The sequence below is a fragment of the Candidatus Igneacidithiobacillus taiwanensis genome, assembly GCF_031962545.1.
Classification (GTDB): Bacteria; Pseudomonadota; Gammaproteobacteria; order Acidithiobacillales; family Acidithiobacillaceae; genus Igneacidithiobacillus; species Igneacidithiobacillus taiwanensis.
Genome location: NZ_JAVRKK010000007.1, coordinates 1 through 19,955 on the forward strand (window position 1 = coordinate 1; position 19,955 = coordinate 19,955).

Consider the following 19,955-nt stretch of genomic DNA (forward strand, 5'->3'; position numbering starts at 1 on the left):
ACAACGCCGAACGGCCACACCATCGACTCGGACAGAAACCACCGCTATCCTTCCTCCTCCAACATCTACCACAGTGCCAAAGGTGGTGGACGCATACATGGAGTTGTAAGTTCGCAACAGTCGTTGTATGGTTAGATACAGGAAACGTGGGAGGGCGATCGCACCGATCGCAGACAGCTTAGATGATTCAGCAGCGCACACTGAAAAACATGATCTGGGGTACCGGCATCGGCCTGCACAGCGGCAAGAAAGTCTACCTTGGCCTGCGTCCGGCTCCGGTCAACACCGGCATCGTCTTCCACCGCAGCGACCTCCCCGGCAACGCATACATCAAAGCGGATCCCTTGCACGTCGTCGATACGCGCCTGTCTACCAACATCGGCGATGGCGACGTGCGGGTCGGTACCATCGAGCACCTGATGTCGGCTTTTGCCGGTCTCGGCATCGACAATGTCTATGTCGATCTCGATGGGGCGGAAGTACCGATCATGGATGGTAGTGCCGCCCCCTTCGTATTCCTCATTCAGTGCGCCGGCATCGAGGAGCAGAACGCTCCCAAGCGTTTCATTCGCATCAAAAAAACCCTGGAGGTGTGGGAAGAGGACCGTTGGGTGCGTATCGAGCCCTACGACGGCTTTCGGGTCAGCTTCGCCATTGACTTCGACCACCCGGTATTGCGTAACGGTGGCCAAGAAGTGAGTGTCGATTTTGCCCACACCTCCTATCTCAAAGAAGTCTCCCGCGCCCGCACCTTTGGCTTCATGCGCGAAGTCGAGACCTTGCGGCGCATGGGGCTGGCCTTGGGCGGAAATCTCGACAACGCCATCGTCGTCGACGATTACCGCGTCCTCAATGAGGATGGCTTGCGCTATGCCAACGAATTCGTGCGCCATAAGGTGCTCGATTCCATCGGCGATCTCTACTTGCTCGGACACCCTCTCCTTGGGCACTTTTCCGGTCACAAGGCCGGCCATGCCTTGAACAATCAGCTCCTGCGCCTATTGCTGCAGCGCGAGGATGCCTGGGAATATGTGGATTACGCCGCGCCGGAACGGGCACCCTTCTCCTTCGTCGAGTCTTTGGTGTCGGTACCGGCCTGATCTAGGGTCCGAATCAGGCGTTCGAGGGCGCCGCGTAGCGGTCCCTCGGTCGTTGCGGCGAGTTCGCGCAGGGCCGCTGGCGCCGGCCCCGTTATGGCGGTCGAGGCCGGCACTCGGGGTGCGGCAACCCGCGGATGCCAGGGGCGCACCGATGCCTCGATACGCTCCACACGTTGCTCCGGATAGCGGGCATTCCAACGCTGGCAAATCTGTTTTTGGTGGCGGCGAATCCAACTCAGCCAGACGCCGCTTTCCACCAGTACCTGCAATACTCCACCGTGCCAATCCACCAGCCAGGTACGTTCCTGGGCCTCGAGGCTCAGGAGGGCATTCCAATCCTGCTGGCGCGCCTGCAGCTCCTGGCCATGGCGAAAGAGGGCGGCGAGGGTGGGGCCAAGCTGATCGCGGGCATGGCGTTTCGTCCGCGCGGGCTTCGTGCTACCCTCGGGCATATTTTTTTGACTTAGAGTTTTGGCATTCATGCTGGGAACCATCATCCGTCATGTGGTAGGTAGTCGCAATGACCGTCTGATCAAGAAGGCCGGCAGCGTTGTCAACCGAATCAATGGGCTCAAGGAGCAGTATCGGTCCATGAGCGACGCCGAGCTGCAGGGGCAGACGGCGCGCCTGCGCGCCCGCTACGAGCAGGGCGAATCCCTCGACGACTTGCTCCCCGAGGCCTTTGCCACCGTGCGGGAAGCGGCGCAGCGAACCCTGGGCATGTCCCATTATGACGTACAGCTCATTGGCGGCTACATGTTGCACCACGGCAAGATTGCCGAGATGCGCACGGGGGAAGGCAAAACCTTGGTCGCGACTTTGCCCGCCTACCTCAATGCCCTTGCCGGTAAGGGAGTGCATGTGGTGACCGTCAACGACTACTTGGCCAGCCGCGATGCCGAGTGGGTGCGCCGTTTGCATGCTTTTCTCGGGCTCTCGGTGGGTACCATCATTTCGCAACTGTCGCCGGAGCAGCGCCGCGCTGCCTACGCAGCCGATATCACCTACGGTACCAACAACGAATTCGGCTTCGATTATCTGCGCGATAACATGGCCTTTTCGCCTGCCGAGCGGGTACAGCGGGGCCTGCACTACGCCATCATCGACGAGGTCGACTCCATCCTCATCGACGAGGCGCGAACGCCTCTGATCATCAGTGGTCCGACCGAGGAAAGCACCGACCTCTACGTGCGGGTCGATCGCTTGATCCCTTTCTTCCAGGCGGAAGAAGACTTCACCATCGACGAGAAAGCCAAACAGGTCCTCCTCACCGAAGAAGGCGTCGAAAAGGCCGAGCGGCTGATGCGCGAGCATGGTCTTCTAGTGCAGGGCAATCTCTACGATGTACTGAATGTCAGCCTCGTGCATCATCTCAATCAGGCTCTGCGCGCGCATCACATTTACAAGCGTGAGACGGATTACATTGTGCGCGATGGTGAGGTCTGCATCGTCGATGAATTTACCGGGCGTATGATGATTGGGCGCCGCTGGTCGGATGGTCTGCATCAGGCGGTGGAAGCCAAGGAGGGGGTGGAAATTCAGAACGAGAGTCAGACTCTCGCCTCCATCACCTTCCAGAACTACTTCCGCATGTACGAAAAGCTTGCCGGCATGACTGGCACGGCAGATACCGAAGCCTTTGAACTGAATCAGATTTATGGCCTGGAAGTAGTGGTCATCCCAACCCATAAGCCCATCCGTCGCAAAGATCTGCCGGACCAGATCTACCGCACCGCAGGAGAAAAATGGGATGCCATCATCAACGATATCATCGACTGCCAGCAGCGTGGGCAACCTGTCCTCGTCGGCACCACCTCCATTGAACATAACGAGTATCTGTCGCGGCGTTTGCGCGAGCGCAAAATCGTCCACGCGGTGCTCAATGCCAAGCAGCATGAGCGCGAGGCGGAAATCATTGCGCAGGCAGGTAAGGTGGGCGCCGTGACCATCGCCACGAACATGGCAGGTCGCGGTACCGACATCGTCCTGGGTGGCAATGTGGCGCACGAGATCGAGATGATCCGCGCGCGGGAAGATCTCGACGAGGCGAGCAAGGAAGAGCAGATCCGTGCCCTGCGTGAAGGTTGGCAGCGGGAACATGACGCCAGTGTGGCTGCTGGTGGCTTGCACATCATTGGCACCGAACGCCACGAGTCGCGCCGTGTCGACAACCAGCTGCGCGGTCGCTCCGGGCGTCAAGGCGATCCTGGCAGCTCGCGTTTTTATCTCTCCCTGGAAGATCCGCTGATGCGTATCTTTGGTAGTGACCGTCTCGGTGGCTTGATGCAAAAACTCGGGATGCAGCCGGGGGAGGCCATCGAGCATCCTTGGGTCACCAAATCCATCGAAAACGCCCAACGCAAGGTGGAAGCCCGCAACTTCGATATTCGCAAACAGCTGCTGGAGTACGACGATGTTGCCAACGAACAGCGCAAAATCATCTACGCCCAGCGTAATGCATTCATGGACAGCGAAGATCTCCACAGCGAGATCGAAACCCTGCGCGAGGACGTGCTCGCGGCCCTGCTCGAGGATTATGCCCCACCCGGGGTCATGGAAGAGCAGTGGGATATCGAGGGCTTGGAGATGGCTCTGGAGCGGGTTTTTGCCGAGAAATTCCCGGTGGCCGAATGGTTGGCAGAGGACCGCAGTCTCAACCATGCCGGGCTGCAGGAGCGGATCCTGCAGCGCGTGCAGCAGCGCTGGCAGGAGCGGGCAGCGCTGATGGGCGAGGAGATGGCTCGCCACCTGGAAAAAAGCATCACTTTGCAGGTGCTCGACAGCCAGTGGAAGGACCACTTGGCGAGCATGGATCACCTGCGCGAGGGCATCCACCTGCGCGGTTATGCCCAGAAGAATCCCAAGCAGGAATACAAGCGTGAATCCCTGGTGTTGTTCAACGCCATGCTGGCGCGCATCCGGGAGGAGATTGTCAGTACCCTGTCCCATGTGCAGATCAGCCCAGCGGACGAGGCGGCAGCCGAGGGTATGGACTGGAGCAGCCTCTTTCCGCAGCGTTCGAATCAGGGCTTGGTTTTCCAACACCCCGAAATTGCCGGGGGCTCCAGCGCTGATGAAGATCTCGATCTGCCAGCGGTTGCAGCCCTATCCGCGGCGGCAGCGGCCCCCTTCCAGGCGCACAAGGTGGGGCGCAACCAGCCCTGCCCCTGCGGTTCCGGCAAGAAATACAAGCATTGTTGCGGCCGTTTGGATTGAGGAGCCAGCATGCCCGTTGCCCTGTCCGCCCCCGTTCTCCTTCCTCCCGTGGCCGGGGTGCGCGTGGCCGTTGCGGCGGCGGGGATTCGCTATCCCGGCCGCAAGGACCTGACCTTGTTGGTTCTCGACCCCGGTACCCAGGTCGCTGCCCTCTTCACCCGCAACCGCTTTCGCGCCGCCCCGGTCCTCGTTGCCGAGGCGCACCTGGCAGCCTCGTCGGCCGTTCGCGCCCTGGTCATCAATACCGGCAATGCCAATGCCGGCACCGGGGTGGCGGGCGCCCAGGCGGCTGCCGACAGCTGTCGCGTGGTGGCCGAGGCCTTGGGTTGCGCGCCGGAGCAGGTCTTGCCCTTCTCGACCGGGGTGATTGGCGAGCCGGTTGATTTGGCAGGCAAAATCGCCGCCGCCTTGCCTGTTGCCCTGGGGGCTCTGGATGCCGATGGCTGGCTGGCCGCCGCGGATGCCATTCGCACTACCGACACCGTCGCCAAGGGGGCATTTCGTCGCCTGTTCTTGGGGGGCAAGGAAGTGACGGTGACCGGAATTGCCAAGGGATCGGGAATGATCCGCCCCGACATGGCGACCATGCTCGCCTTCATCGCTACCGATGCGGCCCTGGCGCCAGACCTGCCGCGGCCGCTCTTGGCGGCAGCGGTAGAAAAATCCTTCAACCGCATTACCGTCGATGGTGATACTTCCACCAACGATGCGGCGGTGTTGATGGCGACGGGGGCGGCGGGCAATGTACCCGTACATGCGGGCAGCGAAGATCAGCACGCCCTCTTGCAGGCAGTCACGGAAGTCGCCCAGGAATTGGCCCAGGCCATCGTCCGCGACGGGGAAGGGGCAACAAAATTCATCCCCATCCGGGTGCAAGGCGGGCGAGATGCCGCGGAATGTTTGCAGGTGGCCTACCGTATGGCCCACAGTCCCCTCATCAAGACCGCATTCTTTGCTTCAGACCCCAACTGGGGGCGCTTGCTGGCGGCCATCGGGGCGGCAGGCATCGAGGATCTCGATGTCTCCCGGGTGCAGATTCGCTTGGGCGAGCTTGCCATCGTCCGTGACGGCGCGCGCGATCCCGACTATCGTGAAGAGGCCGGCCAGCAGGTGATGGCGCAGGCAGAGATCCCGATCACCGTCGATCTCGGCCGCGGAACGGCGGTCGAGGAGATCTGGACCTGTGATCTCTCCTACGACTACGTGCGCATCAACGCCGACTATCGGAGCTGACGCATGGCGGTCGTGCCGGTAGCCACGGGGGTACTGCAGCGAGACGATGGGCGGGTGCTGATATCCCTACGCCCGGAAGGCAAGCCCTGGCCGGGTTTTTGGGAGTTTCCGGGGGGCAAGATCGAGCCCGGTGAGGCACCGGAGGCGGCTTTGGCGCGGGAACTGGCGGAAGAAATCGGGGTGCAGGTGCAGGGTATCGAGCCCTTGCTGCGTCGCGATCATCCCTATCCCGAGCGCACCGTTGCCCTGCATTTTTTTCGGGTGCGCTCCTGGACTGGGGAGCCCTTTGGCTGCGAGGGGCAACAGATTCGCTGGGTCTACCCCTGGGAAATCGCTGCCCTCGACTGCCTCGCCCCCAATCTCCCGGTAGTCGCCAAGCTATTGAATGAAAAACTGCCGCAGCCGCCGCTTTGGCTCATTGCCGACCCGGCTCGGGTAGCGACGGAGCGTTTTCTCCCGGCCCTGGCTGCCGCTCTCGATGCCGGTCTGCGCGCCGTGGTATTGCGTTGCAAGGCCCCGGTCCCGGCGGCGCTGGCGCGCTCACTGCCAAATTTTTTGGGCGACGCCCTGGCCAGCGGGGTCCAGGTCTACCTCAATCATCCCGACCCCTTGCCGGATTGGCCCGCGAACGGCCTGCATTGGACCGAAGCGCGCCTGGCAGCGGCGCAAGAACCGCCCGCCCAGCCTTTTGGTGTGTCCTGCCACAGTCTCGCCAGTTTGCAACGGGCGGCCCAGTTGCAAGCGCGCTATGCCTTTCTTTCGCCGCTCTTTGCGACGGCCACCCATCCCGATGCCGAGGCCCTCGGCTGTGAGCGCTTTGCCGAGTGGGTAGCGCCAGCGGCCTTGCCGGTCATCGCCCTCGGGGGCTTGCGCCCGGATCGGGTGGCTGCCGCGCGGCAGGCTGGCGCCCAGGGGATTGCCGTGTTGTCGGGGATTCTTGAAGCTGCCGATCCCGCCCAAGCCACCCGCGCCTATCTCACCGCCTGGAACGAAGATGCCTGAACTCTCCGTCGTCATCCCGCTCTATAACGAGATCGACAATGTCGAACCCTTGGTAGCGGCCCTGCGTGCCGCCTTGACCGGGGCCGATGTCGAGGTCATCATCGTCGACGATGGCAGCCGCGACGGCAGCGCTGCCGCCCTCGATCGCGCCCAAGCCGCCTGGCCCGAGGTGCTGACCATCATCCATTTGCAGCGTAATTTCGGCCAGACCGCCGCCATGCAGGCAGGCATCGACGCCGCCCAGGGCGAAGTCATCGTCACCCTCGACGCCGATTTACAGAATGACCCCCAGGATATTCTCCCGCTGGCGCGGCGCTTGCTGGAGGAGAATCTCGATGTGGTGGCGGGCTGGCGGAAAAATCGGCAGGACGGCCTGCTCTTGCGGAAGATTCCCTCGCGCATCGCCAATCGCCTGATCCGGCGCCTTACGGGGGTGCATTTGCACGATTACGGCTGCACCCTGAAAGCCTACCGTGCTTCCGTCCTGCAAGGAGTGCGCCTCTATGGCGAGATGCATCGTTTCATTCCTGCCTGGCTTTCCACCCTGACCTATACCGATCGCATTGTCGAAGTGCCCGTACGGCACCATCCGCGGCGGGCGGGTAAGAGTAAGTACGGCATCACCCGCACCTTCCGTGTCCTGGTGGACCTGCTCTTCGTCAAATTTTTCTTGGGTTATAGCCAGCGACCCATGCATTTTTTTGGCGTCATTGGCCTCTTTTCCTTGTTCATCGGCAGTGGCATGCTCGCCTATCTCTTCATCGACAAATTTGCCGAGGGTGCTGCCATTTCCGGGCGGCCCATGCTCATCGCCGGGGTGCTTTTCTTTCTCGCCGGACTGCAGTTTCTTAACACCGGCATCGTCGCCGAGATGCTGGCGCGCATCTACTTCGAGGGGCAGGGCAAGACGACGTATGTGGTGCGCGCTCGGGTTCCCGAAACACCCTGAGATGCGCCCCATCCCCATCCTCATGTACCACAACATCGAACTGGCGCCGCCGGGAGCGCGGTTGCGCAGCCTGTATGTGTCGCCGCGGCGCTTTGCCCGGCAGATGCGGCTCCTCGCCTGGGCCGGGTACCGCGGCGTTTCCTTGGCGGATGCCGAACCTTACCTGCGCGGTGCGCACCAGGGCAAGGTGGCGGTCATCACTTTTGACGATGGTTACCGCGACAATCTCCAGCATGCCCTGCCGGTTTTGCAGCAATGGGGTTTCAGCGCCACCTGCTTTGTGGTTTCTGGCGCCCTGGGCGACTGCAATCGCTGGGATGCCGCCGAGCTTGGGGTCGAAAAGCCGATGATGACGGCGGCGGAGCTACGGCAGTGGGCGGATGCGGGGATGGAGGTCGGCGCGCATACCCGCAGTCATGTGCGCTTGCCGCAGGTGGCAGCAGCAGAGGCACAGGCGGAGATTGCCGGCAGCAAGACGGATTTGGAGGCATTGTTGGGGCGCGACGTGCGCAGTTTTTGCTACCCCTATGGCGACGGGGGTCCGCGCGAGCGCGATCTCGTCGCCGCCAGCGGTTTTGCGATGGCGGTGAGCACCCGTCGGGGACGGGCGCGGGTGGGGGATGACCTGCTTACCCTGCCGCGTATTTCCGTGGGCGGCCATCATCTTCCCCACGTGCTGCCCTTGCAGCTCTGGACCGGCTATGAAGACCGCCCGCGGGCCTGAGAAAATCCCCATGGCAGGACCGATGCGGAGACCTCTCCTTTGGGTTGGCACCAACCCTGGCGGCGGTGGCACCGAAACGCACATGATCACCATGCTGCGGGCCTTGGCGGAGGCAGGTGTGGAGGTGCATGCCCTAGTGCATCCACAAGGAAAGATTGCCGCTGCACTAGAGGACACCCCGGTGCAGTTGCATTTCGGACGCTTTCACAATAGTGCCGACCCCAACGGCATCGCTGTTTTGCAACGATTGCTGCGGCAGTTGCGCCCTGGCTTGGTGGTCGGCAGCTTCAGCAAGGAATACTGGCCTCTGGCTTTGAGCACCCGTGCGCGCGGGATTCCCCTGCTGCTCTTTCGGCACATGGATCTGCCCATTCGCCCGAGCACCCGCTGGCTGCTGTCGCGCTGGCCGCTGCGCTTGGTGGCTATCTCCCGCTACCTACAGCGGCGCCTGGTAGAGCGGGGAATTCCGGCAGCGCGGGTGGAGTACCTGCCCAACCCCGTTTTTCTGGAAGACTTTGTGCCGCCGCCAGGAAGCCGAGAGCGCCTGCGTCAGCAACTGGGGATCGCCGACGATGTTTTTCTGGTGGGCTATGTGGGTGCCTGGCATCGCGGCAAAGGGATCTTTGCCTTGGCCGAGGCCATCGATGCCGCCCATGTCCAGGATGCCCGCGTACAGGGGCTCTGGCTCGGGGGCGGCGCCCACGAGGAGGCTTTTCGTACCGCAATGGCGGGGCGACCCTGGCAACATTTGCAAGGCTGGACCGACCTCGTAACTCCCTGGTACGGTGCCATGGATGCCCTTGCCTTGCCTTCCATCGAGCCCGATACCTTTGGCCGGGTTTTGGTAGAGGCGCAAGCGGTAGGACTGCCGGTGCTCGGTGCCGATATTGGCGGCATTCCCGAGGCCTTTGCCGCGGGCAAGAGCGGCTTGCTCCTACCGCCCGGCGACTTGGCGGCGTGGCGGGAGGCCCTTCTCGGCCTAGGACATAGTGCCGCACTGCGCGCCAGCCTTGGCGCGGAGGGGCGAGTCTATGTGCAGTCTTTTGCTGCACAGCGCGTTGCCGAGGCATTCCTGCACCAATCCAATGCGTTGGGATACGCCGCCTGACATGCTGCGCCGCCCTCTACCCAGCCATCCTCGGCGCATCATCCTCATCAAGTCCCACAGCGCCGGCATTGGCGACATTTTGCGTAGTTCGGCCGCTTGGGCAGTCCTCAAAAGACGCTGGCCCGATGCCGAATTGCACCTGATTTTTCTGACCCGCTGGCCGGGGTATCCGAGCGAGGAGCTCATTTCTCGGCATCATCTGCTGCACAGCGCCCACTTTTTGCCTCTGCAGGAGGGTCGTTTTGCCGGTATGCGTGGGGTGGGCCCCAAGGGCTGGCGCAGTTTGCTGCCGGAATTGCGTCGTCTGGGAAAGGAAATCCAACCTGACCTCATCATCGACCACGAGCCGCACGGTATCGAGACGGCTATCGCCAGCCGTATTCTGCGTGCGCAATCTCCGCGTGCCGCGACGGTGGGGGTGGCGCAGGTACCGGGGCGGGGTTTGCTTTACGATCATTCCGGCCCCAGTCTCTCTCGCTATGCGCAAAAGCACGGCCTGCCGCAGCCCATGGACTATACGGAGCGAGATTTTGCAGCGTTGGCGGCTTTGGGCTTGGAGCGGAAGGGGCAGCCGATTTGCTTGCAGGTGGGTACCGACGGGCGTGCTTGGCAGCAGAAAAATTGCAAGTCCTCAGAAAGATTGCGCATTGGATTGAATATTGGTTGCGGAACTCCGGATGCGTTGGCCAAAAGGCCGGATCTCGATCTTTTGGTCGAGAGTTTTGGAAAACTCGCCCTGCTACAGCCATATCAGCTCTTGCTGACGGGTGCTCCCAACGAGCATGCGGTGAATGCCGAGTTCCGGCAACGCTACTGGCAGCGTTGGGGAGAATCACCAATCGAAAATCTCGCGGGTGCGGGCTCTCTCGATCTGTTGAGCGGTATCATCGACAGTTGCGATCTTTTTGTGTCCAGCGACTCTGGGCCGTACCACATGAGTGTCGGTCTCGGAAAACCGACCATCGTCTTGTTCCATCGACCCAATCCCGCACATTATCACCGGGTTGGTAATCTGCTCGTGCTGGTGGCGCCTTCGGTCGACATGCTGCTCGACGCGCTTCGCCAACGTCTTCCTGCACCTTGAGAGAACCATGCGTATTCCCGATCCCTGGATGTTCAGTCTCTACGCGCTACCGCTCTTCTTTTTCCCTCTCAGCACGGCGGGTTCGGGAATTGCCATGGGCTTGCTGCTGCTTGCTTACGGATTCAGCGGACATTGGCGGAATTGGCGGGCGATTGGGGCGCGCAGTTGGTGGTTGCCCTGGCTGCTACTCATGGCCTGGACGGCCATCGGTTTGTTGTGGACGACGAACATGTTTTTTGGACAGAAGGTCCTGGTTTCGACCTTTGACGCCATCTTTGCTTTCATTGGCGCGACCTTACCTTGGCAAGAGCGTTGGGTGAAGTGGGTGATTCGTTGGTTTTTGGCGGGAATCTTGGTCAATGAAGTGCTTGCCTTTCTCATGACCTGGAAAATCTTGCCCTGGCACAATACCGACTGGATTCCGTACACCGGTTTTTGTGACCATATTTTTCTCTCTCTGGTCATTGCCCACGCCATTCTCTGGCTGATCTACGATCAGAAAATGCAGTGGAATTTCTCGCGCTCAGTCAATTGGATATTGATCTTCGTTCTGCTGGCGCAAATGGCGCTCACGCCCGGACGCTCCGGTCAGGTTCTGCTGATTCTGCTGTTGCCCATAGCCTTATTTCTGCTCTATCCCGGACGTTGGCGCTGGGCCTTGCCGCTTGCCGGCTTGCTCGGTGCGGCGCTGTTGCTGGCCATTCCCGAAGTCCGCCAACACCTGCTGGTGGGTGTGCATGAACTCGCGAGCTTCTCCCCCGCGCAGGCGGATGTGCGGACGAGTTGGGGAATTCGTCTCGTTGCCATGTGGGGTGGTGCGCTGCTGTTCTGGTTGCACCCCCTCTTTGGGGTGGGTACCGGCGACTTCTACCCCGCCGTCCTGCAGCTACAGGCGCAGCACCTCTTGCCCGCCACGCCGGGTTTTGTCATGAACACGGCCGCCAACAGTTTTCTGAGTGAGGCGGCGAGCCTGGGCATCATTGGGCTCTTGCTCTTTCTCTGGGTTCTGTGGGCTATTGGCCGCGAATCCTGGCAGGCGCGTTTTACCCCGCAGGGCTGGTTCGTCCTGAGCTATTTTGCCATTTATGTGATTGGCGGGATCTTCGATTCCCTCAGCTGGGGCTATGCGGATGCCGTCAATATTGCCCTTTTTGCCGGTATGCCCTTGCTGGCGCGTTGGTCTGCGAGCGGGCGAGGATGACGACGAGGTTTTCGCTGGTCTACGTTGCGCAAGACTGTAGCTCTGCGTTGGACCGTTCTCTACTTAGTGCCGTAGGAGTTGCCGACGAGGTTTTGGTGGTGGATGGCGGTTCTCAGGATGATTCGATCGTCGTTGCGGAGTCACACGGTGCACGAGTACTGCAAAATCCCTGGCAAGGGTTTGCGGCCCAGCGACAATTTGCTGTGGAGGCGGCAAAGCATGATTGGATTCTCATGCTCGATGCCGATGAGGTGTTGCGACCCGAGGGAAAACAGGCCATCGTCGACTTGTTACGTGAGGGCCCCGAGGCGGCCGCCTATTTTCTGCGCCGGTGCAGTTATTTTCACGGGCGGCGTATTCGCTACGGAGACTGGGCCAAGGACCGGGTACTACGCCTCTTCGATCGTCGCCGCGGCGCCTATGACCTTGCCGAAGCGGTACACGAGTCCTGGCACAGCGCTGGGCCGGTGGCAGAATTGGGCGTTTTGGCCTTGGACCATTACTCTTATGCGAATTACCAGCAACTCTTGCAAAAAATGCAGCGTTACGCCCAGTTGAATGCCGAAAAGCTCGTCGCGCATGGGCGGCGAGTTGCAAGCTATGATCCCATGTCTCACGGCTTGGCGGCATTTTTTCGCGCTTACCTTGTTCGTCTTGGCTTTCTCGATGGCGTCGATGGGGCGGCCATCGCCTGGACCACCGCCCTGGGCTCGTTCATGAAATATGCCATCGCCCGGGAAATGCAGCAGGCGGAGCGGCGGTGAAGGTTCTTTTGCTGCGCCTGAGTTCTCTGGGCGATGTGCTGCATACCCTACCGGCGCTTACCGACCTGCAGGCGGCGCGGCCGGATGTACTACTGGATTGGCTCATCGAGCCGGCCTTTGCGCCCGTGGCCGCCTGGCACCCCCTGGTGCGGCGCAGCCTCGCCTTTTCTTTGCGCCAACGCCCGCGGGGCGGCACGGCATTTTTACGCACCGTATTACGCCTGCGGCGGGAGTTGCGTGCCGCGGCCTACGACCTGGTGGTGGACAGTCAGGGTCTCTACAAAAGTGCAGTGCTGGCGCGGCTGGCGGGTGCGCAGGTGGCCGGGCTCGCCGCGCGCAGTGCTCGCGAGCCCTTGGCAAGTCTCCTATATGGGCAGCGTCATGCCGTTCCCTGGGGGCCGACGGCCATCCAGCGTAATCGCGAGCTTTTTGCCCAGATCTTTGCCTACCCGCGGCCGGAGGGCGAGGCGGACTACGGTTTGGCGAGGCAAGCCGAGCGCTGGCGTGCTGCAGCAACGGAGGACTTCGAGTTCTTGCGTAGAGGTGCGCCCTTCGTGCTCGGCTTGCATGCCACTTCTCGGGTTTGGCAGAACAAGGAATGGCCCGTTGGCCATTGGATTGCCCTTGCACGAGAACTGGCGGGAGAGGGCTATCAGCTCTTGCTACCGGCCATCGACGAGCGGGAGAGGCTACGCGTAGAATCCATTGCCAATGCGGCGCCCAATGTCGTGGCCTTGCCGCCGCTGAAACTGGAGGACTTGGGCAGAATCATGGTGGCAGCGAAGGCCTTTGTGGGCATGGATACCGGGCTTTCTTACTTGGCTGCCGCCCTGGGGCTGCCTGGGGTAACCATATACGGACCGACGCCCCCGGAGCAGGCATCGCGGCAGATTGCGGTCTTGCAGTCCCCAGAGTCTTGCGCCCCTTGTGGCAGCAGGCGCTGCCGCCGCATTGCCGCGCCGGGAGAGCCCATCCCCTGTCAGCAAGCCCTCTTGCCGGAGCAAGTTTGGATGGCACTGCGGCCATCGTTGGCGGTCGCATGATTGCCGGCAGTTCTCTCAGTCGCGAGGAGACGCGGCGGTTCCGCCGGCACCAGTTCTGGACCGATCACGGTATTTTCCGCGAGCTTTTCTATGCCAACTTGCATGAGGTGGCGCCGGGGCTTTTCCGTTCCGCCCAGCCCGCCCCCTGGCAGTTGCAGCGTTGGCAGGCAATGCATCACTTTGATGCCGTCCTCAACATTCGCGCTCCGGCCCCCGAGGAGCCGCACTTTCGCCTCGAGCAGGATACCTGCGATGCCCTTGCCATTCGGCATCTGCCCATCCACGGCTTTGGTTCTCGCGATTTACCGCGGCGTGAGTCCTTGCTCGCCTTTCTCGACCAGATCCCGACCCTGCCGCCGCGCCTTCTGGTGCACTGCAAATCGGGGGCGGATCGGGCGGGCTTCATCTCTACCTTGCTGTTGCATCAACGCTATGCCGTACCGCTGGAGGAAGCCCGTGCGCAGCTGCGTCTCTGGCCCTACGGGCACATTCGCCACGCCAATACCGGAATACTCGACTGGTTTTTTACCCGCGCCGTGACGGAACTGGCGCAGAGGCCGGGTTTGAATCTGCGCACCTGGGTGGCAACGGATTACGATCGCGAGGAAATGCTGCGCAGCTTTCGCCCCTGGTATCGCCTCGATTGGTTGACGGACCGCATTTTGCGCCGGGAATGATGCCGCGCCTCTACCGTCTGCTGACGCGCCTCCTGACCCCCCTGCTCCTGCTCTTTACTTGGCAGCGCATGCTGCGTCGCCCCGCCTATCGCGCCCATTGGCGAGAACGCTTTGGCTGGGTGCCGCGGCGACGGGATCGTCCCTTATGGATCCATGCAGTGAGCGTGGGGGAGGGGATGGCGGCCCTGCCCTTGATTCTTGCCCTACAGGAGCGCTATCCGCAACTGCCGATTTTGCTGACCAGCACCACCCCTGGCGGGCGGCAGGTTTTGCGCGCGCGTCTGGGCGATTCGGTACAGCAACTCTACTTGCCCTACGACGTGCCCGGCGCCATAGCGCGCTTTCTGGAACGGCAACAGCCGCGTCTGGGGCTTTTTCTGGAAACCGAAATCTGGCCCAACCTCATTCATGCCGCGGCGCAGCGCCACATTCCCCTCTTTTTACTCAATGCCCGTTTATCGGCTCGCTCCCTGCAGGGCTACCAGCGCTGGCAGGGGCTCTTTGCGCCGGCACTCGCTGGACTGACCCAGATTGCTGCGCAAAGTACCGCAGATGCCGAACGCTTTCGCGCCCTTGGGGCGCCGCGGGTGACGGTGGCGGGGCAACTCAAATTGGACTTGCAGATTCGCCCTGAGCAGCGGCAGGCGGGGGCGATGTGGCGGGAGCGTTTTGCAGGGCGACGAGTCTGGGTCTTTGCGTCTACCCACCCGGGCGAGGAGGAACTGGCGGCAGATCTCCTCTCGACCCTGCAGACGGAATTCCCCGATCTGTTGCTCGTGCTGATCCCCCGCCATCCCGAGCGGGCCGAGGAGATTGTGGCGGCGCTGCAGCGGCGTGGGCGGCGCGTTGTGCGGCGCAGTCTGGATGCTCAGGTCGCGGCCGACACGCAAGTCTTTCTAGTCGACAGTTTTGGTGAGGTGATCGATTTCTGTGCCGCCGCCGATCTCGTCGTCATGGGCGGCAGCTTTGTGCCCCACGGCGGTCATAATCCCCTGGAACCGGCGGCCTTGGCCAAGCCGGTGCTGCTGGGGCCGCATACGGAAAATTTTGCGAGCCTGGTTACCGAGATGGCGGCTGCCGAGGCGCTGCTCGTCTGCGCCGACGGCAATGGTTTACGAGAAAACCTGCGTACCCTGCTGCACGATCCTGCCGCCGCCAAGGCCTTGGGGGAGCGCGCCGGGACTTGGTTTGCGGGGCAAAGCGGGGCAGTGCAGCGCAGTTTGCAACTGCTCGCGCCCTACCTCTAGGCAGAATCCAAGGCCTGAAGCAAGCGCTCGACTCCCTCGCCGAGGACGGCGCGGGGGGTGGCGACATTCATGCGCAGATAGCCGTTACCCCCGGGGCCAAAACTGGGGCCGGGATTGAGGCCGAGACCAGCACGGCGCAAACCCTCGGTAATTTCGGTATCGCTGCCGTAGGCGGCCACCCCAAGCCAGGCCAAGTAGCCGAATTCCGGCACCCGATAGGTCACTTGGGGAAGACGCTCGTGCAATTGCGCGGCGAGGAAGTCGAGATTCTCCCGCAGGTAGGCGCGCAGGGCATCGAGCCATGCCGCGCCAGTCTGCCAAGCCGCAATCGCCGCGAGCATGCCGAGATCGTTGATGTGATGGCACTGACTGCGTTGCAATTCCGCCGCCAAGAGGGCGCGCAGATCCGGATCGGCACAGCTGGCAACTCCACCCCCAAGACCAGCGATATTGAAGGCTTTTCCCGCCGAACTCAGGACGACTGCCTCGGGCGCCAGCTGCGCCAGAGGCGTGTGGGTAGCGTAGCTGAGATCGGCATGGATCTCATCGCTGACCAAGCTTACCCCCAAAGCCCGACAGAGCTCGATGAGCCGCTGCAATTCCGTGGTCTGCCAAACCCGGCCAACGGGGTTGTGGGGGGAGCAAAAAAGCAAGAGTTTTGCTTTTGCTAGGGCGGCCTCGAGGGCCGACCAGTCGATCGTATACCAGCCCTCGGCATCGGCGCGCAGGGGCACGAGTTCCAGGCGGCGATGATTGTCTCGTACTGCCGCGAGGAAAGGCGGGTAGACCGGGGGCAGGACGACGACGCCGTCGCCAGGCTCGGTAAAGGCGCGCACCGCCGCAAAGAGGGCAGGGACAACGCCGCTGACGCTCAGCAATGCCTCCGCGGCAGGGGCCCATCCGTAGCGTTGCTGCCACCAGGTGCGCGCCGCTTGCTGGAAGGCGGCGTCGCGCTCGGGGTAGCCAAAGATGGGATGCTCGAGGCGCTGGCGCAAGGCGTCGAGAATGCCCGGGGCGACAGCGAAGTCCATGTCGGCCACCCACAGGGGCAGGACCTCGGCCCCAAAGCGCTGGGCAGCGCCGTCCCATTTGAGGGAGGCGCTACCACGGCGCTCGATGACCTGGTCGAAGTCGATCACGACCGCCGAGTCCAGACCGTCACCTGGGCGATACTGTGCTGATATTTGCGCGCCGTTTCGCGAATCACAAAGGGCAGGTCGCGGGGAAACTCGGGATGCAGGGCAAAATGCTCGCCGAGGAGGGCCTTGAGTCCGGTCAGGGTATCGATGCTCTCGCCATCCCGCCGCAGGCCGCCGATCCAACGCTCTTTGGGGGTGAATTCCGCGAGCCAGGTATACGGAGAACTGAGGACCAAGATCCCACCGGGGCGAATGCGCTCGGCAATGTCGCGCAAGAATTTGGCCGGATCGCTGAGGCGATCGATGAGGTTGGCGGCCAGCACGAGATCGAAGTCGCGGTGGATGGGCTTGAGGTTGCAGGCATCCCCCTGCACGAATTGGCAGCGACCGGCATGCTCGGCCAGACCGAGGGCGGCGAGATCGGCCCAGTGGTGGCTTTGCAGTTCGCCTTCCTCGGTGATGGCGTAGGGAAAGCGGAGTTTCTCCTGTAAACGCGCCGCCACCTGTACGAAACGCGTCGAGAAATCGATGCCGATGACTTCTTGCGCCCGCGCTGCCAGGGCAAAACTGCTCCGGCCCACGGAGCAACCGATGTCGAGGGCGCGCGCTAAGGGACGGTCTCCCCAGACGGCGAGGGCGAGCTCGGCAATGGCCTGGGCATAGTTGGCCACCCCGAAGTACTCGGGGCCGTAGTGGAAATGGCAGTACTGCGCTACCGCTACATCGCTCTCGTAGACTGGAGTTTCCGGCAGAGCATTGTCGGAACGCACATAGCGAAAGCCGGCGTGTTGAAAGAAATGCCGGCGGAAGGCGTAGCGTGCCTCTTTTTGACTTTCGTTACCGAGACTGATGAAAGAACCACCTTTGATGAGGTTGTGACGTTGATCGAAGGTGGGTACGGTAAAGTCGTCGTAGTAGGGATGCACGCGAAAACCGGGAAAGGGATAAATGGGCGTTTCCGTCCATTGCCAGACATTGCCGACGACATCGTAAAAACTGCCGTGGCGGTGTCGATCGACAGGGCAGGGGGAAGCGCCGTAGGCAAGGCCAATTTGCGCTGGCGCCAGTTCGCCCCAACTGTCGTTGTCCGGCAGCCCAGAGAGATCGCGCAGACGTCGCCACTCATCTTCGCTGGGCAGACGCAAGGGGATTCCCGTCTGCGCCGATTTCCAGCGGCAGAAGGCCGCCGCCTCGTGGTAGTTGACCTCCACTGGCCAAGACCAGGGCAGGGGACGCTCCTCGGCAATCAGGCGCAGGCGCCAACCCGCCGGGGCACGGACCCAGAAAGTCGGATGCTGGGCGCCGGTATAGCGTCGCCACTCATCGCCCTCGCTACTCCACCAGCGTGCCTCACGGTAGCCGCCGTCGTCGACAAAGGCGCGGAATTCGCCGTTGCTGACCAGGAACTCACTGGCCTCAAAGGCTTCCAGCTCGCGCACGTGGCTGCCGTATTCATTGTCCCAGCCGTAATGCGGGTCGTCTGCGGCTTTACCCAGCCGAACCCGTCCCTCGGCTACCGGTAATAAGCGGTTTTGTGGCCAGTCTTCGGTCATGGACAGGGGTTCGGGAGTAAAGGCGGGCACCGGCTGCACCCGCTCCAGCGGCAACTGCCGCATCAACACCGAACTCGTTTCGATGTGGATGTTTTCGTGCTCGATGCCCATGAGGATCGCCCACCAGGGTGATTCCCAGGTGATGGGTAAGTCCAGGGGCAGCCGGCTGATCACTCCGTCTACCATCTCCCGCACTTGCTTGCGGTAAGCGCGCACCCGCTCCACGCTTGGCCACTCGTAATGGGTTTCGTCGAGATCGTCCCAAGACATTTCATCGACACCAACGGCAAAGACCGACTCGAGATCGGCATCGATCCGGGTATCGATGAGTCCGGCAACGAGGAATTTGTTGGTGTAAAAGGTGGCAGTGTGACCAAAGTAGAAAATGAGCGGGTGGCGCAGCGGGATCGCCTTTTCGTACCAAGCCTGCTCATTGCGTAGGTGTCGAAAGAGTTCTTCGTCGAGGCTGAAGGTCTGATGAAAGACCCGTCGAATTTCTTCCCGTTTTTCCTCTATCCCACGGCCATCCAGACGTAGGGGATGAATACGCATTCCGCTCATCGATTCTCCTCCGGTTTCCGCATCAGGATAGCACAAGATACTGGCCGGTCGGAAAGCAAAAACCCCGCCGCAGCGGGGTTGCATAGAGGTGCTTGCGCTTTAGACCGGCGCCGGATGGGAGGGCTCGTGCAGAGAGACGACGCGGTCTTCGCCGCTGACCTCTTCCAGGGTTTTGCCGCTCGGTTCGGGAATGAAAAAGACGGTGAGGAGCAAACCGGCCAAGGCAAAGAAAAAGGTGATCATCAAGGTTCCATGCAAGCCGAAATTATGCAGCAGGATGGGGAAGATGAAGGCGCCGAGGAAAGCGCCGACTTTCGCGGTACCAGCGGAGAGGCCATGTCCGGTGGTGCGCAGGTTGACCGGGAAGACCTCGCCAGCGATGACGAAAGTGGTGGTGTTGGGTCCGTATTCCGCAAAGAAATAAGACAGGCCATAAATGACCAGGAAGACGCCAATACTCTCGGAGAGCATCGGGAAGGCCCCGATGAGCAGGAACATCAAGCCCATCATGAAAAAGCCAAGTATTTGCAGGGTCTTGTGACCGATGCGGTCGATGGTGAAGGCAGCGAGGAAATAGCCCGGAACTGCCGCCACGGCAAAGACGATGAGGCTCAAGGCGGTGCTCTGAATGACATCGGCATGGGGCGCCAAGCGATGCATGATCATCGGGGTAGAGATGGTGTTTCCATAGTAGGCATAGTCGAATACAAACCAACTGCCGGCCGTACCGATAAGGGTAAGAAAATACTTGCTTAAGGGCTGTTTGACGATCTTAGATTCGGGTTTGCGGGCGGTAGCGGTACCGAGGCTGAAGGAGGCCAGTTCCCGCGCTGCCGCCTCGCCATCGCCCTTGACGCGGGCCAGCCAGCGTGGCGATTCCGGAAGGGTACGGCGGATGTAGATCACCGCCAGGGCAGGCAGGGCACCCAGCCCAAGCATCAAGCGCCAAGCAAGATCATGGTTCATGCCGGCGGCGAGAAGGGTGAGGGCAACCACTGGACCTGTCACCAAGCCGATGGCTTGCGCAGAAAAGACCAAGGAAACCATGCGCCCCCGCGACTTCGCGTTGGCATATTCCGACATCAGCACCGCCGACATCCGGTAATCCCCGCCAATACCCAGGCCCAGAATGACGCGGGCGACCAGCAGTACCGCAACATTGGGCGCCACCGCCGACAGCAAGGCGCCAATGGTCATCAGCAGGGCCTCAAGGCCGTAAATCTTCTTGCGCCCGAGTTTGTCGGCCAAAATGCCGAAGAGATACGCGCCAACGAAGGCCGCAATCAAAGAGATGGAGCCGATCAGACCGACCGTGTCCGGGCGCAGGTGCCATTCGTCTTTGATGAGGACCAAG

The 19,955-nt window shown here is 61.7% G+C and carries 17 protein-coding genes; 13 read left to right on the forward strand and 4 right to left on the reverse strand.

The annotated features are described in order from the left end of the window. Positions 1-182: 182 nt before the first annotated feature. Positions 183-1,100, forward strand: a complete 918-nt coding sequence (gene lpxC / locus RTI30_RS02045) for a UDP-3-O-acyl-N-acetylglucosamine deacetylase (RefSeq protein ID WP_312261960.1) — start codon at positions 183-185, stop codon at positions 1,098-1,100. Here the strand turns inward: lpxC and RTI30_RS02050 are convergent. After that, a complete protein-coding gene (locus RTI30_RS02050) occupies positions 1,037-1,582 on the reverse strand; it encodes a DciA family protein (RefSeq protein WP_312261958.1) in 546 nt (181 codons plus the stop codon). The genes lpxC and RTI30_RS02050 overlap by 64 nt on opposite strands. Between RTI30_RS02050 and secA the strand changes: the two genes are divergently transcribed. The 12 genes from secA to waaA are packed head-to-tail and all read left to right on the forward strand — an operon-like array spanning position 1,581 to position 15,348. Beyond that, a complete protein-coding gene (secA, locus tag RTI30_RS02055) occupies positions 1,581-4,316 on the forward strand; it encodes a preprotein translocase subunit SecA (protein WP_312261956.1) in 2,736 nt (911 codons plus the stop codon). The genes RTI30_RS02050 and secA overlap by 2 nt on opposite strands. A gap of 9 nt (positions 4,317-4,325) precedes the next feature. Then, on the forward strand, positions 4,326-5,549 hold the full coding sequence (gene argJ, locus RTI30_RS02060) for a bifunctional glutamate N-acetyltransferase/amino-acid acetyltransferase ArgJ (protein WP_312261954.1): 1,224 nt from the start codon (positions 4,326-4,328) through the stop codon (positions 5,547-5,549). A gap of 3 nt (positions 5,550-5,552) precedes the next feature. Then, entirely contained in the window at positions 5,553-6,551 is a 999-nt protein-coding gene (locus RTI30_RS02065; protein WP_312261952.1) for a Nudix family hydrolase, read from the forward strand. Continuing rightward, the gene (locus tag RTI30_RS02070; protein ID WP_312261950.1) at positions 6,544-7,500 is read left to right on the forward strand and encodes a glycosyltransferase family 2 protein; all 957 of its coding nucleotides are present in this window, start codon (positions 6,544-6,546) and stop codon (positions 7,498-7,500) included. The genes RTI30_RS02065 and RTI30_RS02070 overlap by 8 nt, the downstream gene beginning before the upstream one ends. A 1-nt stretch (position 7,501) precedes the next feature. After that, on the forward strand, positions 7,502-8,224 hold the full coding sequence (locus tag RTI30_RS02075) for a polysaccharide deacetylase family protein (RefSeq protein WP_312261948.1): 723 nt from the start codon (positions 7,502-7,504) through the stop codon (positions 8,222-8,224). A 10-nt stretch (positions 8,225-8,234) separates the two neighbouring features. After that, positions 8,235-9,332 carry a glycosyltransferase family 4 protein gene (locus RTI30_RS02080; protein WP_312283318.1) on the forward strand — a complete coding sequence of 366 codons (1,098 nt, stop codon included), beginning with the start codon at positions 8,235-8,237 and terminating at the stop codon, positions 9,330-9,332. Position 9,333: 1 nt separating this feature from the next. Then, positions 9,334-10,416 carry a glycosyltransferase family 9 protein gene (locus tag RTI30_RS02085; RefSeq protein WP_312261944.1) on the forward strand — a complete coding sequence of 361 codons (1,083 nt, stop codon included), beginning with the start codon at positions 9,334-9,336 and terminating at the stop codon, positions 10,414-10,416. 7 nt (positions 10,417-10,423) lie between these two features. Next, positions 10,424-11,617: an O-antigen ligase family protein gene (locus RTI30_RS02090; protein WP_312261942.1), complete on the forward strand. Its 1,194-nt coding sequence runs from the start codon at positions 10,424-10,426 to the stop codon at positions 11,615-11,617. Next, on the forward strand, positions 11,614-12,381 hold the full coding sequence (locus RTI30_RS02095; protein WP_312261940.1) for a glycosyltransferase family 2 protein: 768 nt from the start codon (positions 11,614-11,616) through the stop codon (positions 12,379-12,381). The genes RTI30_RS02090 and RTI30_RS02095 overlap by 4 nt, the downstream gene beginning before the upstream one ends. Further along, entirely contained in the window at positions 12,378-13,424 is a 1,047-nt protein-coding gene (waaC, locus tag RTI30_RS02100) for a lipopolysaccharide heptosyltransferase I (RefSeq protein ID WP_312261938.1), read from the forward strand. The genes RTI30_RS02095 and waaC overlap by 4 nt, the downstream gene beginning before the upstream one ends. Continuing rightward, entirely contained in the window at positions 13,388-14,101 is a 714-nt protein-coding gene (locus RTI30_RS02105) for a protein tyrosine phosphatase (protein ID WP_312261936.1), read from the forward strand. The genes waaC and RTI30_RS02105 overlap by 37 nt, the downstream gene beginning before the upstream one ends. Further along, positions 14,098-15,348, forward strand: a complete 1,251-nt coding sequence (gene waaA / locus RTI30_RS02110; RefSeq protein ID WP_312261934.1) for a lipid IV(A) 3-deoxy-D-manno-octulosonic acid transferase — start codon at positions 14,098-14,100, stop codon at positions 15,346-15,348. Before RTI30_RS02105 ends, waaA begins: the two co-directional genes overlap by 4 nt. Here the strand turns inward: waaA and RTI30_RS02115 are convergent. The 3 genes from RTI30_RS02115 to RTI30_RS02125 all read right to left on the reverse strand — a co-directional run bounded on the left by RTI30_RS02115 (position 15,345) and on the right by RTI30_RS02125 (position 19,954). Next, on the reverse strand, positions 15,345-16,487 hold the full coding sequence (locus RTI30_RS02115; RefSeq protein WP_312261932.1) for a PatB family C-S lyase: 1,143 nt from the start codon (positions 16,485-16,487) through the stop codon (positions 15,345-15,347). The two genes, waaA and RTI30_RS02115, sit on opposite strands and share 4 nt — an antisense overlap. Further along, entirely contained in the window at positions 16,484-18,601 is a 2,118-nt protein-coding gene (gene ovoA / locus RTI30_RS02120) for a 5-histidylcysteine sulfoxide synthase (protein WP_312261930.1), read from the reverse strand. Before ovoA ends, RTI30_RS02115 begins: the two co-directional genes overlap by 4 nt. Before the next feature lie 99 nt (positions 18,602-18,700). Continuing rightward, positions 18,701-19,954, reverse strand: coding sequence for an MFS transporter (locus RTI30_RS02125; RefSeq protein ID WP_312261928.1), 1,254 nt, complete (start codon positions 19,952-19,954; stop codon positions 18,701-18,703). Position 19,955 lies beyond the last annotated feature (1 nt).

Excerpts from the sequence above, each read along its gene's own strand:
- lpxC (WP_312261960.1), top strand. The coding sequence starts at position 183 with ATGATTCAGCAGCGCACACTGAAAAACATGATCTGGGGTACCGGCATC.
- secA (WP_312261956.1), top strand. The coding sequence starts at position 1,581 with ATGCTGGGAACCATCATCCGTCATGTGGTAGGTAGTCGCAATGACCGT.
- RTI30_RS02050 (WP_312261958.1), bottom strand. The coding sequence starts at position 1,582 with ATGAATGCCAAAACTCTAAGTCAAAAAAATATGCCCGAGGGTAGCACG.
- argJ (WP_312261954.1), top strand. The coding sequence starts at position 4,326 with ATGCCCGTTGCCCTGTCCGCCCCCGTTCTCCTTCCTCCCGTGGCCGGG.
- RTI30_RS02065 (WP_312261952.1), top strand. The coding sequence starts at position 5,553 with ATGGCGGTCGTGCCGGTAGCCACGGGGGTACTGCAGCGAGACGATGGG.
- RTI30_RS02070 (WP_312261950.1), top strand. The coding sequence starts at position 6,544 with ATGCCTGAACTCTCCGTCGTCATCCCGCTCTATAACGAGATCGACAAT.
- RTI30_RS02075 (WP_312261948.1), top strand. The coding sequence starts at position 7,502 with ATGCGCCCCATCCCCATCCTCATGTACCACAACATCGAACTGGCGCCG.
- RTI30_RS02080 (WP_312283318.1), top strand. The coding sequence starts at position 8,235 with ATGGCAGGACCGATGCGGAGACCTCTCCTTTGGGTTGGCACCAACCCT.
- RTI30_RS02085 (WP_312261944.1), top strand. The coding sequence starts at position 9,334 with ATGCTGCGCCGCCCTCTACCCAGCCATCCTCGGCGCATCATCCTCATC.
- RTI30_RS02090 (WP_312261942.1), top strand. The coding sequence starts at position 10,424 with ATGCGTATTCCCGATCCCTGGATGTTCAGTCTCTACGCGCTACCGCTC.
- RTI30_RS02095 (WP_312261940.1), top strand. The coding sequence starts at position 11,614 with ATGACGACGAGGTTTTCGCTGGTCTACGTTGCGCAAGACTGTAGCTCT.
- waaA (WP_312261934.1), top strand. The coding sequence starts at position 14,098 with ATGATGCCGCGCCTCTACCGTCTGCTGACGCGCCTCCTGACCCCCCTG.
- ovoA (WP_312261930.1), bottom strand. The coding sequence starts at position 18,601 with ATGAGCGGAATGCGTATTCATCCCCTACGTCTGGATGGCCGTGGGATA.